This is a genomic window from Rothia nasimurium, assembly GCF_049068285.1.
Classification (GTDB): Bacteria; Actinomycetota; Actinomycetes; order Actinomycetales; family Micrococcaceae; genus Rothia; species Rothia nasimurium_I.
The window spans coordinates 349,855-365,640 of record NZ_JBLKPV010000001.1 but is presented as its reverse complement, the minus strand read 5'-3'; the positions used below and the strand labels follow the sequence as shown (position 1 = coordinate 365,640).

Genomic DNA, 15,786 nt, shown 5'->3' with positions numbered 1-15,786 from the left:
GGAGGTTGCCATGTCTATCTTCCCCGCGATCCTGTTTATTGGTCTAGTTCTCGCAGGTTTAATCGCCTTCTTGTTTCTCATCTATCTACAGACTCAACGCGACTTACAAGCTATCCTCAAAACCACCCAATGGTTGGCTGCCATCTACGCTACGGTAGCAGGTGCCCTCATCATCGTGGACGTAGCTCGCCTTATCTTCACCCGCGAGGCACCGGACAGCACACTCCCCATTAGCCCCTGGCTACCTGACGGGCTAAAAATTCTGCCAAACAACAACGGTACCGGACTTGAAAATCTTCACTTCGATACCATCACAGCAAATGCAACAGGAATACCACTCAACGCAGCACTACTACTCGCAGGTTCTCTTATTCTCAGCGGAATCATACAGGTAAGCATTGCACTTGCTTTCCGGGCCCTAGCCCAGGGGCAACTAAAGGGGCTCCCCTTCCGCCCCCAATTCACCCGCGTTACCCAGACCCTAGCCTGGCTTGTTCTAATCTGTGGGCTCATGGCCCCAATTCTCGAGGGGTTTGGAACTGCAATCCTCGCCTCCGAATCACTCGTAGCCTGGGAAGTAACCGACGAGATTACTAGCGCACCTACAGCAAGCCTTAATGTTTTCATCAGTTTCTGGCCAATTGGGGTATTTCTCATGCTCTACACCCTGTCGGCTATCCTGGAATCCGGCGATCAATTGCAGAAAAGCACAGAAGGGTTAGTCTAAGGTGCCAACTGATGTATCTGATGTCATCTGCCATCTTGATGAACTCCTAGACAGTAGGGGGATGACCCTGAGCCATCTTTCTGAGCTGGTGGATATCAGTCTGCCCAACCTCTCTATTCTCAAGAACAACAAGGCAAAAGCAATCCGATTCACCACGCTCACTGCTATTTGCAAGGCTCTGGACTGCGAGATTGGTGAGCTTCTAACCCTTAAACAATAAAATTCAATATGGTGCAGGGTGAGCCCGGGCGTCGCTCATAAGCTGCCCCGCAGCTCACCCATTTTTCGGTCTTTGAAGAAGGCAGGTAGCCTTGGCGCTCGTGGATGATACCTACACCGCGGACGACTCCGGGCAACTTGAACTGCACTAGGGCTTGGGCGGTGATTGGGTTCCGTCCCGCTGGGGCTGACCCTGTAAAGTAGGGTGCTGAATAATTAGTCACTCTCCCCTATTTTTTGCGCTGAGGAACCCATGCGACCAGATTCTAAGCCCACCCCTCGGGCGCTCTTCCGTACCTTTGCTACCGCTGAGATGATCACCTGGGCCCTGCTGATCACGGCCCTGATTCTGCGGGCTACCGGTCTGACCAACCTTGTGCCCATTGCCGGTGGTATTCACGGGTTTGTTTTTCTAAGCTACTGCGTAGTGACGGTCTTTACCTGGGTCAACCAGCAGTGGAAGGCCCCCGTGGGTGTGGCCGGCCTGCTCCTATCGGTAATTCCCTTTGCGACTGTTCCTTTTGAGATGTTCCTGGAGAAGCGGGGCCTACTGCGCGGGGGCTGGCGTCTGGCACCTGGCGGGGCGGCGCCGTCCGGTCCGTTCGAGAAAGCCCAGGCCTGGGTCCTGGCCAAGCCCGCGCTCGCGAGCGTCCTCCTACTAGCCTTCGTGGTTCTGCTCTTTGTGGTGCTCCTGCTGGCAGGCCCGCCCGTCCCCAAGAACTAAGACCACTCGCTTCTCCCACCAAAAGTGCGTCATATCGCCCACCGTGCACATTGCAGCTGCACGCTCAGCGATATGACGCACTTTCACCTATCACGCTCTTTCGTACGTCCTGCACCGAAGCAGGATGACATCTTGGCTACCACCGCCCAGCAAGGACGTACGGCCCAGAGCCGCCCGTGTGGCATAATGACCAGGTTAGACACACGAACTTTCCAAGGAGACCCTGTGGGTGTTGAGAGCGAACGTTTTGCCCGGTTACGGCTACTTTTTAAGGACGAGGGCCTGCAGAAACTTCAGGACGCCACCGTCATGGTTCTGGGCCTGGGCGGTGTAGGGTCGGCCTGCGCTGAGGCCCTGGCCCGCGGTGGCGTAGGCAACCTGATTGTGCTGGACCGCGACGTCGTGGAAGAAAGCAACATCAACCGCCAGGCCCTGGCCTTTACCTCCACCCTGGGCAAAGTCAAGGCTGAGGTCATGGAAGCGATGATCAAGGAGATTCAGCCCGACTGCACCGTAACCGCCGAGCGGGTCTTCCTCACCCCAGATAACCTGGCAGAAACTCTCGATAAGTTCCCGAAGCCTGACTACGTCATTGACTGTATCGATACCATCACCCAGAAGCTGGCCGTCTACCAGTGGGCCGCTGAGCGGGGCCTGAACCTGGTGGCCTCCATGGGCGCTGCCAACCGGCTTGACCCAACCATGCTGCAGTTCGCCAATATCCGCCGCACCTACAACTGCTCGATGTCTAAGGTGATTCGCTCCGAGTGCCGCAAGCGCCACATTTACGGGCTTGAGGTGCTCTTCTCTACCGAGCTGCCTTTCAAGGTGGAGAAGGCTCCGGGTGCTAAGGCCAAGGGTGAGACGCTGGGTTCTATGAGCTATATGCCCCCGATCATGGGTCAGATGTTGGCGGGTAAGGTCATCCGCCAGCTGGCCGGAATGGAAGAAATTCCGGCACCTCCCTCCCTGGGTGGGCAGGAGGGCCAGCAGGACGCTCCTGGTCGGCACACCGCCTAACCCTGCCTATGTTGCTTGATACCCATTTTCACTACGACTTTCTGGCCCCGCAGCTTCGGCCCGCCTTTGATGAGGCCCTGCGGGCCCAGGACGTCCAGGTGGTTGCCCAGACTCTCTTGCCTTCAGCCTACCGGGAGCTGAGACAGGTAACTGACCCGGCTGAGCCCCTACTCTCTCTTGGTTTTCACCCCTGGTGGATGACTTCCCCCGCCCAGGTTGAGGCTGAGCTGGAGATTTTTGAGACTGAGGTGACGAGTACCCGGTTGATTGGTGAGATTGGGCTAGATTTTTTGCCCCGCCGTCTGGAGACTTCCCCTGCCGATCTGCAGTTAGAGAGCCTGCACCGCATTTTGAGCGCGGTGCTCCAGACTGCTGCAGGTCAACCTGCTGAGAAGCCCTATCTGCTGTCCCTGCACGCCGTCCACGCAACAACAGCCATGCTTGATCTTTTTGAGGATCTTGACCTGCCCGGCTCCCCTGTCGTACCGGCGATTCACCGCTTTGGGGGCACCAGTGACGAGCTCACCCGGCTTATGAAGTTGGGCGGCTGCATTTCGGTTCACCCGCAGATGCTTGAGTCTAAGCGCGGACGGGCCTACGTCCGCCAGGTGCCCGCAGACCGCCTGCTTCTGGAAACGGACCTACCCAAGCAGCCCACCGACTCGCTTGACGTCCAGTTCTTTGCGCAAGAGGTGGGCGGACGCCTGCACCAACTTGTCGAGGGTATTTCATCTGAGCGCGGCGTAGACTTTCTACCGATTCTGCTAGAGAACCAGAGGTGGCTCTATTCTCTTTAGTTCCCCCTGCTCTGGCTCATGGCCCGGGTTTCCTCGGGGTATAAAAAGTCTCGGCAATTTTTTATTGCCGAGACTTTAGTGGTTACTTGGACACTCATTTCCGTTCTAGGCTCTAAGTAGGCAAAACCGCGAACAGATGGACGCAGAAACCGCGTTGATAAGTGCACCATCGACTTTCCCAAGCACACGGGTTTTCCGGATCTTGACGGCGTCGACCAGTGACTGCTGTCAGCTCAAGATGAGTCCCGACAAAGTTTGTTCGAGGAACCGTAGGTCGATATTCCCTAGGTTCTCGGGAGTTTCATTACTGAGTTGCTCCAAGAGGCCAGCTGCCCGCTCTTTATTTTTTTCAAAGACATCACGCATATCGGAGGTGAGGTTGAGGGAAATGAGCATGCCAATCAAGTTGATGGAGACCGCCAGCCCTCTCGAAGCCATCGCTGCCATTTCTGAATCAGGTGGGATGCTGCCGGTATGATTTGCTTTAGAAAAGAACAGCTTCACGCATTTATCCGCAGTCCCAAACGCCTTGTCTGCTTCATCAATATTACCAAGCCTCCAGTGACATGACCCCAAGTTCATGTAGGCACGGCTAAGGACACCTAGATAGAAGGCCCAATCTTCCGGTGTACAGTCAAACTTTATTTCGGCATGGCGAATCGCATCAGTCTGTTTGACGATTTCGGGGAACGCTTTCTCGCCTTCGATAAACCAAAATGGGTCACTGCCTACTCCGGTTCCGCTAAGTCGACCGAAACGACCGTTCTCCATTTGCACCAAAGGGTAGAACTCAACATATTTCATTCCCCCGTTCAGTTCACGCAAACGTGCGTCAACCAGATCAGCAAGATTGGACCCTGAACTTAAATCACTAGCAAGTTCTGCACGGACTCTCTTAAGCCTCATGAAAGCATTAGCACCACGCCCTTGAATTTGGTAGATCAAGGAGAGGAGAATTTCCGCTTGCACTGTGCTGTTTCCTGTAGCACCGACCGCGATGCACGCATTTTCTATCAACGTTTCAATAACGGATTGCGCCTCATCGTATTGCTTGAGTTGAAATAGCACTATTCCAAGCTGATGTGCGGCGCGCAGACTCAGTGGATCATAGACTCCGTGGTGCCGATTGACGATGGAAAGGCAGGCAGATAGCCAATGATGAGCATCGGTGAACCTCCCCTCGTTGAGCGCAATGTCTCCGGCCCAGGTATACATATCTGCCCGGAGAGTTGCATAAACTTCCGATTCTGAGACTCTCGCATCCAAGTCACGGAAAGTTTGCTCGATATCCTTAATCCGATTGGCCTGATATCCAAAGAAGATCACATTCGACTCTACCTCGAGTGCAGCAGGTGAATCCTCACCGAAGGCTTCTCGAATTCTTGTTAGAAGTGTTTTCCCTTGGTCAAAGGCTTCATCGCTAGAGGGGTTCCGTGCATTGATAGCGCGAAGTCTCTTCATCTGAATCATGAGAGTCCTGGGAGAATCTTCCCCAAAAATCTGTGTCGCCACACCTATACCTTGCTCGTAGAGCTCAATGGCATCGCCATATGCCCAGCTCTCGAAGGCTACATCTCCCTTTAGCGTTACCAGGGGGATGTATACTGCTTCCATAACATCCGTTGGAACTGCTTCAGCTGAGTAACTCGCCTGGAACATCAAGGTGATGTCATCTAGGACTGGCATGGCTTCTAGCGGGTCTCCGCTCCTCAGCAGGAGTCTCGCGTGGAGGAGCTTGACTGCCAATGTGTCAGGATGGCTTTGTCCATACAATTTAATCTGTAGCGGTAGGAGCTGCGAAAGGATTGCTTCGGCGTCAGTGAACTCAGACATTGCGTAATAGCAATCTGCAATTTGCCTGAGTATGAGAATCTTATCGCATTCTTCTGCATCCTCGCCAAGAGCATCAAGAGCGGAGTTGGAGTGCTCAATCGCCTTTGAAAATTCGTAAGCCACAATATTGCGTTTCGCGGCATGGATGTGAGCTGCTGCTGTTGTGAGAGATAGTTCTTCCCCGCAGAAGTTGAGATACCAGTCCACCACTGCGTCTACTTGGGAGCTGCTGGGGAGCTTGAGGTGCTCACGCTGATTATCAAGCCAATGTGTGCAGGCTTGTTGTGCGAATCTTTGTGCGTGCATCTTCAAGACGGACAGGTCTCGAACGGTTTTCCGAACGTGTCGGGTTAACAAGGGGTCAGCAAAATAGGCTACCCCTGTTGCCCCCTTACACCATCCAATGGGGTTTCGAGCTTTATTGATTGCGTCATGAACGTTTTCATGCGGCTCTTGGTAAATCTCGTTGACAACCTCGGCGATGATTGTCGGTACGAATCGATTCAGAATGTCCAGATCTGGATCTAAGGGGTTTCCTGCAACGGCTGCTGTCAAGGCATTTCTCACTCCTTCAGGTATGGCCTTCCAGCGGTTCTCGACTACTTGTTCGATACTATCTGGCAGCTTGAATTCTTCGGAAAGTAGAATCTTGTGTCCTGATAGTCGAATCTCGGTTGCGACGTTGGGATCGGTAATCCAAAGAAGGAGGAACAACGGCGTATTAAGTTTCTCTACCACCTGTTTCGCAACATCAGTAGATGTTTTTGGGGCGTAGCGCAACAGGAGTTCAACGAGTGAGTCCTCTTGAAGAGAAGGGACATGCACATCAAGAAGTTGCGCTTGACTGTCCGAGTTATCTTGCAGGTCTGAATGCCATTGCGTGAAATCATCCTCGGCCATTCCCTCAGGCCAGACAGTGCCAATCACCATTACGGGCCGCTTCAGGTCAGGCTCGCTGAGCGCTGTCAGAAGCGAACGAAGTTCCGGACCCATTAAGTGCATATCCTCGATCACGATAACTCCAGGGAGGCCTTTGGCAGTCAATGATCGTATGGCTTCAGCTAGTTCCGCACCAGCGCTCTTTTTTGATTTGAGGTGCTGTTCCCCCAGGTCTACGTCTCGGTGAAGATTCTTAGAGTCCTTGAGCCTCTTACCAAACCACCGAAATACGTCGATGAGCCACGACGTGAGAGTAGCCGGAAGCGGAATGCCAATACTCAACGCATCGAGAGAATTCTCGATTAAAGAATCAGCTGCATTAGATTGCAGATCCTTACGAACCTGAGGAACAACTTCGGAGAGCACCTTCCCAGTACGAGCGAGAGCACCAGAGGCATTCCACCACGCCAACGACAAGGGGACCAAGTGGGTCTCCATCTGCTTCTTAGCCGTTGCCACTACATCAAGTTTTTGATTGTTTCGCAGCTCTTCACAGTTGAACGACCACCAGCCAAACGTCGGGAGCGCACCTTCCTTCCAAATAAATGAATCCAAATCGGGTGAAAGAATCGCACGCCCTCGTAATGGGTCGGATTCACTATCAGCAGTAGTCAGCTCGGGCCAGTATTGGGCGTATCCGTCCTTGAATTTTTCCACATTGTCAAAGCGAAGCAACTCGTAAAGGCGCTGAATTATAGCTGTCTTCCCAACACCGGAAGCCCCTCGAAGCATCACGACATTGGGACCGTCGTAGCTACCGTCAGATAGAGCCTTCACCCGGTTATGAAGATCTCGCGCAATATTTTCGTGTTCTCCAAGAAGCTCAGGCATCTTAGTTCCTCCAAATGAACGCATGGCTCAAAACCAGAGTTACGTAACGTCACTGTCAAAACAAGATCAAGAGAATCGGACTATTTGCCATGCTAACTACCAAGTTGCTTTCCATTATCACCGAACATCGAGTGCCTCTCAACTGCATTACTGAAATCGGCATTCTTGAATCCGTATACTGATAGTGCCATCCGTGTCAACCTCGGCGTGCTCGACGAGGGGGTCCCAGGCTTAGTCGCGGAAGGCGAGGGGTTGTCGAGTTGCCAGGTAGCCGCTAATTTCTAAAGTTTTTATTCGGCGGTGACTCAGCACGTCAATCTGCTCGATGATGCGTTGGTATCTTGTCTCAAGCTCGTTATGTCGCGCTTCAAGTTCGCGGTATAGCCGGTCATGTCCATCAGGATTATAGACTTTTACCGCTACAGACGTGAGCAGTAGGTTCACCTGCTTGATGGTTTTCTTCAATTCGCACCCCTAGCGTGACATACTAAGGTTCGGGCTCGCCGGTGCAGTAGATGATTTAGTTGAGCTGGCACATAGAGTTAGCGAGCAGGTCGTTGCCTGCGACTCGCTTGGTTAGAGCTGCGACGAAGGCGTCTTTGATTTGGTCGGCGGCGGCGTGGTGGGTGCGACCGAAACCCAGTACATATCACAGCGCTCGATGAATCGGAAAGGTTGCAGTCCTGATAATGCGTACTACAAGGGCCTCGTTGGCACTATGGAAACTGAGATATTTTATGGACGTCAATAGCAATCAGTATCCCGAATCGAACATACTATCTAGTATCGACTGAAAAACAACATCCGGATTAAAACGAACCCAGCGGACTGACATTCACAGCCCACCGTGAGAAAATGAGGAAACACAAAACCATCTAATATAACACCCACCCCCAGATAAAACAATAGGACGTTCGCTTTGCATTAAAGCGAACGTCCTGATGGTGGAGGTAAGGGGATTCGAACCCCTGACCTTCTGCATGCCATGCAGACGCGCTACCAACTGCGCCATACCCCCGTGGAGCTAAGGGGATTCGAACCCCTGACCTTCTGCATGCCATGCAGACGCGCTACCAACTGCGCCATAGCCCCTTATTTATTTATTCCCCGCTCTCGCGGCGACTGTTCTATCTTATGGCACCCACAAGGGCTCATGCAAATCGAGAACCCACCAGCACCTATGAACTGCATCACACAATATTCATGGGCTGTTCAACCTCTGTCCACAAAAGGACGCCCCACCCTACTCCCCTAACGCAGGGAAGTTGGGTGGAGCAGGCTCGTAGCGAAGCTGCTGGCTCGGCGGCTGGCGTGAATCGCTTGTGAGCGAAGCGAACCAGCGAGAGGGTCGGCAGCAAGCGCGAGCCTGCGCAACCCCTCTTAGACTGAGTTTCTAGTCTTCGCGCTGGTTCATCAAATCCGCTTCGGGAGTGATGATCTCGAAGTCAGCTTCGGCGCCTTCAGTATCGACGGCACCGGCTTCGCTTTCCAGGCCCAGGTCGATGCGGGGGGCATCGCCCCAGAGGCGGTCGAGGGCGTAGAAGGCGCGGTCTTCTTCGTGCTGTACGTGGACCACGATGTCGCCGAAGTCCAGGAGCACCCAGCGGCCCTCAGCCCGTCCTTCACGGCGCAGGGGCTTGAGGCCCAGTTCTTCACGGAGCTTATCTTCCACCTCGTCAACAATCGCATTGACCAGGCGTTCGTTGTGGGCTGAGACGACCAGGAAGCCGTCGATCAAACCCATAATGTCAGAAGCGTCAACGGCCAGCAGGTTGGTACCCTGCATGTCGTCTGCCGCGCGTGCGGCTACCTTCAACGCTTCAATAGACTCTGCAGCTGCAGTCATTTCGCCCTTTCCGAGCAAATCGTTCCCTCCAACCTTTGGAGGGCCTCATTCATCATGTTCTAGCTGAAGAAGGAGAACCAGACGATACCCAGCACTACAAGCAGGAGCAGGAGGGCTAGCACAAGGAGCATGGCCTTACTGCGGGTCTTCTCAGCCTCAGCGGCCTCTTTGCGGGCGTCTGCACGGGTGAGAGGGGTATGGGGGTTCTCCGACTCGCCCTGGTGTTGGGGAGCCTGGCCACCGGCAGGTGCAGCCTGGGGGGCTGCTGCGGTGTTTTCCTCAGAACTATCAGAGTCTACCGCACCGGTAGCGGTCTGAGCTAGGGTCTGGTGAGCTTCATCAGTCACATTGGCCCGGTCTAGGTCTTCCAGGTTGAGGCCCTGGGCGTCCTTGGCCTGGACGGGTTCAGGAAGCGGCAGGGCCGGTGCCGTTGGGCCTGCTGCAAATAGTTCGGTGACGGCAACTGGTTCGGGTTCTTCCAGAACCGGCTTCTTCTCCGTCAGTTCGGGGTGGGCCGCCTTGTAGGCTGCGTCCTTCTCCTGGGCCCGGGCGATGATCGCCGCGACAACTTCGGGGTTCTTGGCTTCTTCCTCAGCGCTGAGGGCAGCTGCCACGGTTCCGGGTTCAGGCGCAGGTGCTGCCTTCTTACTGCCAGCCTGGGCTTCTGCCGGCTCCTCCTGCCCTGATGACTGGGCAGGGAGCAGGACGAAGTCGTCCTCGGGGGCGGCTTCAGCCAGGGTGATTGTTAGATCACCCTCGGGAGATGCCGGGGCAGGGTTGGTAGCTTCTTCGCCCTGGATCTGGGCGTCGATGTCAGCCAGGCTGTCGTGAACGACGGTGTGGGTTGTTTGATCCACCTCAGTTGCAATGTCCTGGGGGTTGTCCGAGCTGATTGTCCCCATCTGGGAAAGGGCAGCCAGGCCCTCTTCGGTTTCTTCAGCTGCGGGTACAGGCAGGCCCTCAACATGGCCCATGTAGAGGGGGACCTCTGGTAGCTCCGCGTCCCCCCGCTGCACGGCCCGGATGTATTCGGCCGCTTCATGGTAGTAGCGGGTCAGGCGACGCGGGCCCATGGGACGGGTCGGCGGGGGTACCTCAATTCCGTCCTCAGTCAGGTGGGGTTCGGTGAGGTAGGTCAGATCATTCTCGGCCGGGGTGCCGGGTGCGGATTCGGGGGTGCTGGTCACAGGTTATCCTAGGGGGAAAATCTTGGTTTATGCACAATGCTATCAAGGGAAACTGGGCCTCGTTGGCGAGTTTGACCCCAGAAATTGTCCCTATTTAAGTACCGGCAGGCCTGAGCTGTAGCTGCCGTCGTAGCCATCATGGTCACGGTAGAGATTGTATTTTTTGATGTACTGGACGACGCCGTCGGGCACCAGGTACCAGACGGGTAGCTCCTGCCGGGCCCGGTCGCGCACAGCTGTGGAGGAGATAGCCATGGCAGGTATTTCAAGGACGTGAACTCGACCGGCTGCTTCTTCCGGAACTTTCAGTTCGTGGCCGGGCCGGGTCACTGCGACAAAGGTTGCTAGATCCCACATCTGGTCTGCATCCTTCCAGGTGGTAATTTGGCTCATCGCATCTGCACCGGTGATGAAGAAGAGTTCGGCATTCGGACGCTGGGCCCTGAGATCCCGCAGGGTGTCGATCGTGTAGGTAGGGCCGTCGCGATCAATGTCTACCCGACTGACGGTGAAGGAGGGGTTGGGGGCTGTGGCAATGACGGTCATGAGCAGGCGGTGTTCGGGATCGGTCACCTTCTGCTTGGCTTTTTGCCAGGGGTTTCCGGTGGGCACGAAAACCACTTCGTCCAGGCCCATAATAGCGGCCGCTTCACTTGCTGCAACCAGGTGCCCGTGGTGGATCGGGTCGAAGGTGCCACCCATGACCCCCAGCCGGAAGGTGGCTGAATCGGGTTCGGGTATGCCGAGTTCTCGGCGGATTTCTTGGGCGGGGCGAATCACGGGTCTCCTGGGCAGTAAGGACGGCTGGGGTACAGATTCGGCGCGGGCCACCTCCCAGAGGGGGTGGAGCCGCGCCGTAAAATCTAGCGAATACTTTAGTGCTTGTGCTTGCTCTGGTAGTCGCGCAGGGCATCTGCCTCTTCTGCTGAGAGGTGATCACCTGCATGGTCGGGGCGGACGATGCCACGACCGGAGAAGGAGATAGTGATGAAGAAGAGAGCACCGAAGAAGATGAAGCCAAAGATAGCAAACCACCAAGTGGGGATGCCGAAGAGTTCGAGCTTGTGGCCTTCTTCAGATGCGACCAGAGCTGCTGCGTTTGCTGCTGCAACAACAGAGGAAATCATGTGTGTACCTTTCGATTCCTGGGCGTGTGTGACTTCCCAAGAGGGTCTACAGTATGGGTTTACTTACCATGCTACCGGGTTGGGGCTCTTCTTGTTTATCATTACCCGCTAGCTGGCAGGGGTGTTTTCAGAAGATTTGTTTTATGAGCGGGTGTGCCAGTCGCCTCGGACGATCCACTTGGTAGTGGTGAGCTGTTCCAGGCCCATGGGGCCGCGAGCGTGAAGCTTCTGGGTGGAAATGCCAACTTCAGCCCCAAGGCCAAACTGGCCGCCGTCCGTAAAGCGGGTGGAGGCATTGACATAGACCGCTGCCGAATCAATATCCCGGATGAATTTTTCAGCGTTGGCTAGGTCATTGGTCAAAATCGCTTCTGAGTGGCCGGTCGAGTAGTTGCGAATATGGGCGATAGCTTCGCGCACATCAGCTACGGTTTTCACGGCAAGATCGAGGGACCCGTATTCAGTGGCCCAGTCCTCATCGGTAGCGTCCACAGCCTGGACCCCCTCCGGCAACTGGGCCCGGGTCGCTGCATCGACGTGGAGGGTAACCCCGGCTTTAGCCAGGGCTGCCAGGACGGGGCCAGTTGCCTGGGAGCCTTCAGCGACCAGGAGGGTTTCAACAGTATTGCAGGTGCCGGGGCGCTGGGTTTTAGCGTTGACCAAAATTTCTGCTGATTTAGCGGCGTCGGCCGAGACATCAAGGAAAATATGGCAGTTGCCTTCACCGGTTTCAATGACCGGAACCTTGGCATTGTTCACCACAGACTGAATCAGATTGTGGCCCCCGCGGGGAATCAAAACGTCAATATGCCCCCGGGCCTGCATCAGTGCGTTAGCCCCATCGCGCCCAAACTCATCGACTGACTGCACAGAATCAATGGGCAGACCCGTAGCGTGGAGTGCATCTCGGATAATCCGTACAATCACCTGATTAGACTTAGCTGCTGCAGATCCGCCCCGGAGCATAACGGCATTGCCAGCCTTAATGGCCAGGCCAGCGATATCAACTGTCACATTGGGGCGGGCTTCATAAATAGCGCCAATGACGCCCAGGGGCACCCGAACCTGCTGCATCCGCAGGCCGTTCGGCAGGGTAGAGCCCCGGACCAAGCCGCCGACCGGGTCGGGCAAGCCCACCAGCTCCCGCAGGGCTGAGGCCAACTCCCCTACCCGCTGCTGGTTAAGAGCCAGCCGGTCAAGCATGGCCTCGCTCATGCCGTTCTCGCGTTCCCGGGCAAGATCCAAGGCATTCTGCTCGACAATGACAGCAGCATGGTTCTCTAGGGAATCAGCAACAGCCAGCAGGGCTCGATTCTTCCACTGGGTATCAGCCTTAGCCAGGCGTCGGGAGGCGATACGGGCGTCAACGGCCATATCGATTACCTGCCCCATTACGTCCTCGGGAACAGTCATGAAATCACCCACAGGGATTCTCACTTTCGTCAGTTGGGTCCTACCCCCATGTTACCGGCTGTCTGGGCCGCTGTCTGCTGGGGGCTGGTGGTTTTAGAGGGTTACCAGGGCAATGTTGTCTGCGTGGGCCACCGTACCGTCGTAGGTATCCCCCATCTGGTCCTGGATCTGGGCGGTATGCAAGCCAATCATCTGGGCTGTTTCCCCAGCAGAATAAGAACTGAGGGCATGGGCCAGCACGGTGCCCGTTTCATCAGCGATCGCAACGGGGCTACCGCCCTCAAAGCTCCCCTGCACCGCCAGGACGCCTGCCGCCAGCAGGGAACGGCGGCGGCGCAGGGCAGCTGCCGCTCCAGCGTCCACAACAATCGTGCCCTCAATATCAGCCAGGTGCTCAAGCCACAGGGTTTGGACCGGGCGGCGCTCGCCGGTGGCATAGAACCAGGTGCCGACGTCCTCACCGGCAAAGGCAGCGCGGGCATTGGCGGCGCTGGTCACCAGGGCCGGGATACCAGAGGCGGCGGCCACCTGGGCTGCCTTGACCTTGGTGACCATGCCGCCAGAGCCGACCCCTGCTGAACCAATAGAGCCAATACTGAGACCTGCCAAGTCTGCCTCCCCCTTCACGACGCTCACCCGCTCACCGCCGTCCTCGGGGTGGCGGGTGTAGAGGGCATCAACGTCAGACAGGAGCACGAGGGCATCAGCCTTGACGGTATGGGCAACCAGGGCTGCGATACGGTCATTGTCACCGAAGCGGATTTCCCGGGTAGCTACCGCATCATTTTCGTTGATGATAGGCATAACCCCCAGATCCAGCAGGCGCTCTAGCTGGCGGTGGGCATTCTGGTAGCGGTCCCGGGCCATGAGGTCCTCAGCCGTCAGCAGCACCTGGGAGACGGTGACCCCGTAGCGGGTAAAAATATCGGTATAGCGGCTCATGAGCAGGGACTGGCCGACGGACGCAGCCGCCTGCTGGGTCGCCAAATCCTTAGGACGGCGCGACAAGCCCAGGGGGGCCAGGCCAGCAGCGATGGCTCCGGAAGAGACAAAGACAAGCTCAACATCCGGGTGCTGCCTCTTCTTCTTGGCCAAAACATCTGAAATGGTGGCTATGGCAAGTTCATCCAGGGAGTTCTCGATAGAGGTCAGGGAGGATGAGCCAACCTTGACGACGATACGCTTGGCCCGGGGCATGTCAGACCGCTCAATGATCGGACTGCGGCGGTGCTTACCGCGGGATTCGGCGCTGGCTTGGAAGGCGTCCTTCAGGTCCACTCTTTAGCTCCCTTAACTGGTGATGTTTAGTATCTTTGAATATACAGCAGAGCCGCCCCCAGGTTTATTCCGGAGGGCGGCTATTGCATTATATGAAATTAGTTCTCGTCTGCCTGCTTAGCAGCCTTTTTCGCTGCCTTGGCAGCCCGGGCCTTTTCAGCCTTGGCCTGGTCAACAGATTCGGTCCAGACACCAGCGATACGCTCAGCTTCAAGCTCAGCACGGGCCTCGGCCTTGGCGTCCATACGCTCGTGGAACTCGGCCTTACGCTGGGCACGGGTGGGGCGAATAATCTCTTCCAGGCGGGCGTCGGTTCCGCGCGGGGACGACAGCAGTTCGGCACCGCCGACCATAGTGGGCTCCCAGTCAAAGACAACGGCATCCACTTCTTCACCGATGACCACGGCATCGCCTGCAACAGCGCCAGCCTTGAAGAGCTCATCTTCAACGCCCAGACGGTTGAGGCGGTCAGCCAGGTAGCCGACAGCTTCATCGTTATTGAAATCGGTCTGCTTAATCCAGCGTTCAGGCTTCTCGCCAATGACCCGGAAGAGGGGTTCCAGGTTGCGTTCTTCCTTGCGGATAACGAACTCCTGGCGCTTCTTGGAGCGGAAGCCCTTGGGCTTGACCACCACGGTATCCTCAACGGGGGCGTCCTTGGCTTTCTTCCTGGCCTTACGGTCAGCTTCTACCAGCTCAGCCATAGCAAAAATCAGCTGCTTGAGGCCCTCGTGGGAGGCGGTTGAGATTTCAAAGACCCGGTAGCCGCGCTCTTCAAACATAGGACGGACGAAATCGGCTAGTTCGCGGGCTTCGGGCACGTCAATCTTGTTGAGCACGACCATTTGGGGGCGTTCGTGCAAGGGAATGGTGACGCCTGCGGTGGGGTCAACCTCGTAGGTCTTCAGCTCCCCGAGAATGACCTCGAAATCCGAGATGGGGTCGCGGTTGGGCTCGAGGGTGGCGCAGTCAATGACGTGAACCAGGGCGCTTGAGCGCTCGACGTGGCGCAAGAAGCGGTGGCCCAGGCCCTTACCGTCTGAGGCACCTTCAATGAGGCCGGGAACATCTGCTACGGTGTAGCGGGTGTCGCCTGCCTGGACCACGCCAAGGTTAGGAATCAGGGTGGTGAAGGGGTAGTCAGCGATCTTGGGTCGGGCCGCAGAAATAGCTGCAATCAAGGAAGACTTGCCGGCTGAGGGGTAGCCGACCAGGGCGACGTCCGCAATGGACTTGAGCTCCAGGACGATATCGCGCTGGGTGCCGGGAATTCCGAGCAGGGCAAAGCCGGGGGCCTTACGTTTGGTGGAGGCCAAAGCGGCATTGCCCTTACCGCCCATACCGCCTTCGGCAGCGAGAAATTCGTCGCCGATTCGGACAAGGTCAGCCAGGACGTTGCCGTCCTTATCCTTGACAACCGTGCCCTGGGGAACGGGCAGAATGAGGTCCTGGCCGTTGAAACCGTGGGACATATCTCCTCGGCCAATATCCCCGTTGGGGGCATGCTGGTGGGGGCTGTGATGGTATTCCAGCAAGGTGGTGGTCTGGGCGTCGACGCGCAGAATGACGTTGCCGCCATTACCTCCGTTACCGCCATTGGGGCCACCGAGGGGCTTAAACTTTTCACGGCGAACCGAGACACAGCCGTGCCCACCGTGCCCACCAGTCACGTGAAGCACCACGCGATCTACAAATTCTGCCACAGCAAAAGCTCCTTAAGCTTGTTTAAATATCAGGTTCTAGTCTATCGGGGCTTGTCCCCAGATTCTGCTAGACCGGCCAGCAGGGTCGCTGGTAGGTTCAGCACAGTCTGCCCCTCCGCTCCCCCGATAGGGGGTAGGACGG

General features: G+C 56.3%; 14 protein-coding genes and 2 tRNA genes. 5 read left to right on the top strand and 11 right to left on the bottom strand.

Features of this window, described 5'->3' with window-relative positions:
• The first annotated feature begins 10 nt into the window (after positions 1–10).
• From ACMXX3_RS01650 to ACMXX3_RS01630, 5 genes are all read left to right on the top strand, one after another.
• Positions 11–727 (top strand): hypothetical protein, encoded by a 717-nt coding sequence (locus ACMXX3_RS01650; RefSeq protein WP_421083064.1) that lies wholly within the window; start codon positions 11–13, stop codon positions 725–727.
• A 1-nt stretch (position 728) separates the two neighbouring features.
• Positions 729–947: a helix-turn-helix domain-containing protein gene (locus ACMXX3_RS01645; RefSeq protein ID WP_421083063.1), complete on the top strand. Its 219-nt coding sequence runs from the start codon at positions 729–731 to the stop codon at positions 945–947.
• A 252-nt stretch (positions 948–1,199) separates the two neighbouring features.
• A complete protein-coding gene (locus ACMXX3_RS01640; protein WP_421083062.1) occupies positions 1,200–1,670 on the top strand; it encodes a DUF3817 domain-containing protein in 471 nt (156 codons plus the stop codon).
• 225 nt (positions 1,671–1,895) lie between these two features.
• A complete protein-coding gene (locus ACMXX3_RS01635) occupies positions 1,896–2,690 on the top strand; it encodes a tRNA threonylcarbamoyladenosine dehydratase (protein ID WP_421083061.1) in 795 nt (264 codons plus the stop codon).
• Positions 2,691–2,698: 8 nt separating this feature from the next.
• Positions 2,699–3,487: a TatD family hydrolase gene (locus ACMXX3_RS01630; protein ID WP_421083060.1), complete on the top strand. Its 789-nt coding sequence runs from the start codon at positions 2,699–2,701 to the stop codon at positions 3,485–3,487.
• A 228-nt stretch (positions 3,488–3,715) separates the two neighbouring features.
• Here the strand turns inward: ACMXX3_RS01630 and ACMXX3_RS01625 are convergent, their stop codons facing one another.
• The 11 genes from ACMXX3_RS01625 to obgE form a co-directional block, all read right to left on the bottom strand.
• A complete protein-coding gene (locus ACMXX3_RS01625; protein WP_421083059.1) occupies positions 3,716–7,090 on the bottom strand; it encodes a tetratricopeptide repeat protein in 3,375 nt (1,124 codons plus the stop codon).
• Between the two features lie 231 nt (positions 7,091–7,321).
• A complete protein-coding gene (locus ACMXX3_RS01620) occupies positions 7,322–7,555 on the bottom strand; it encodes a hypothetical protein (RefSeq protein ID WP_421083058.1) in 234 nt (77 codons plus the stop codon).
• 477 nt (positions 7,556–8,032) lie between these two features.
• Positions 8,033–8,108 (bottom strand) — tRNA-Ala (locus tag ACMXX3_RS01615).
• 1 nt (position 8,109) lies between these two features.
• Positions 8,110–8,182 (bottom strand) — tRNA-Ala (locus ACMXX3_RS01610).
• Between the two features lie 301 nt (positions 8,183–8,483).
• Positions 8,484–8,936, bottom strand: a complete 453-nt coding sequence (gene rsfS, locus ACMXX3_RS01605) for a ribosome silencing factor (RefSeq protein WP_237199378.1) — start codon at positions 8,934–8,936, stop codon at positions 8,484–8,486.
• 59 nt (positions 8,937–8,995) lie between these two features.
• Positions 8,996–10,123 (bottom strand): hypothetical protein, encoded by a 1,128-nt coding sequence (locus ACMXX3_RS01600; protein WP_421083057.1) that lies wholly within the window; start codon positions 10,121–10,123, stop codon positions 8,996–8,998.
• A 90-nt stretch (positions 10,124–10,213) separates the two neighbouring features.
• Entirely contained in the window at positions 10,214–10,900 is a 687-nt protein-coding gene (gene nadD, locus ACMXX3_RS01595) for a nicotinate-nucleotide adenylyltransferase (protein ID WP_421083139.1), read from the bottom strand.
• Between the two features lie 98 nt (positions 10,901–10,998).
• Positions 10,999–11,250: a hypothetical protein gene (locus ACMXX3_RS01590; protein ID WP_421083056.1), complete on the bottom strand. Its 252-nt coding sequence runs from the start codon at positions 11,248–11,250 to the stop codon at positions 10,999–11,001.
• A gap of 141 nt (positions 11,251–11,391) precedes the next feature.
• On the bottom strand, positions 11,392–12,663 hold the full coding sequence (locus tag ACMXX3_RS01585) for a glutamate-5-semialdehyde dehydrogenase (RefSeq protein WP_421083055.1): 1,272 nt from the start codon (positions 12,661–12,663) through the stop codon (positions 11,392–11,394).
• Positions 12,664–12,756: 93 nt separating this feature from the next.
• Positions 12,757–13,860: a glutamate 5-kinase gene (gene proB / locus ACMXX3_RS01580; RefSeq protein ID WP_421083138.1), complete on the bottom strand. Its 1,104-nt coding sequence runs from the start codon at positions 13,858–13,860 to the stop codon at positions 12,757–12,759.
• A gap of 179 nt (positions 13,861–14,039) precedes the next feature.
• Positions 14,040–15,644, bottom strand: coding sequence for a GTPase ObgE (obgE, locus tag ACMXX3_RS01575; protein ID WP_421083054.1), 1,605 nt, complete (start codon positions 15,642–15,644; stop codon positions 14,040–14,042).
• Between the last annotated feature and the right edge of the window lie 142 nt (positions 15,645–15,786).

Excerpts from the sequence above, each read along its gene's own strand:
- proB (WP_421083138.1), bottom strand. The coding sequence starts at position 13,860 with ATGCCCCGGGCCAAGCGTATCGTCGTCAAGGTTGGCTCATCCTCCCTG.
- ACMXX3_RS01630 (WP_421083060.1), top strand. The coding sequence starts at position 2,699 with ATGTTGCTTGATACCCATTTTCACTACGACTTTCTGGCCCCGCAGCTT.
- ACMXX3_RS01590 (WP_421083056.1), bottom strand. The coding sequence starts at position 11,250 with ATGATTTCCTCTGTTGTTGCAGCAGCAAACGCAGCAGCTCTGGTCGCA.
- ACMXX3_RS01650 (WP_421083064.1), top strand. The coding sequence starts at position 11 with ATGTCTATCTTCCCCGCGATCCTGTTTATTGGTCTAGTTCTCGCAGGT.
- ACMXX3_RS01625 (WP_421083059.1), bottom strand. The coding sequence starts at position 7,090 with ATGCCTGAGCTTCTTGGAGAACACGAAAATATTGCGCGAGATCTTCAT.
- ACMXX3_RS01640 (WP_421083062.1), top strand. The coding sequence starts at position 1,200 with ATGCGACCAGATTCTAAGCCCACCCCTCGGGCGCTCTTCCGTACCTTT.
- ACMXX3_RS01585 (WP_421083055.1), bottom strand. The coding sequence starts at position 12,663 with ATGACTGTTCCCGAGGACGTAATGGGGCAGGTAATCGATATGGCCGTT.
- rsfS (WP_237199378.1), bottom strand. The coding sequence starts at position 8,936 with ATGACTGCAGCTGCAGAGTCTATTGAAGCGTTGAAGGTAGCCGCACGC.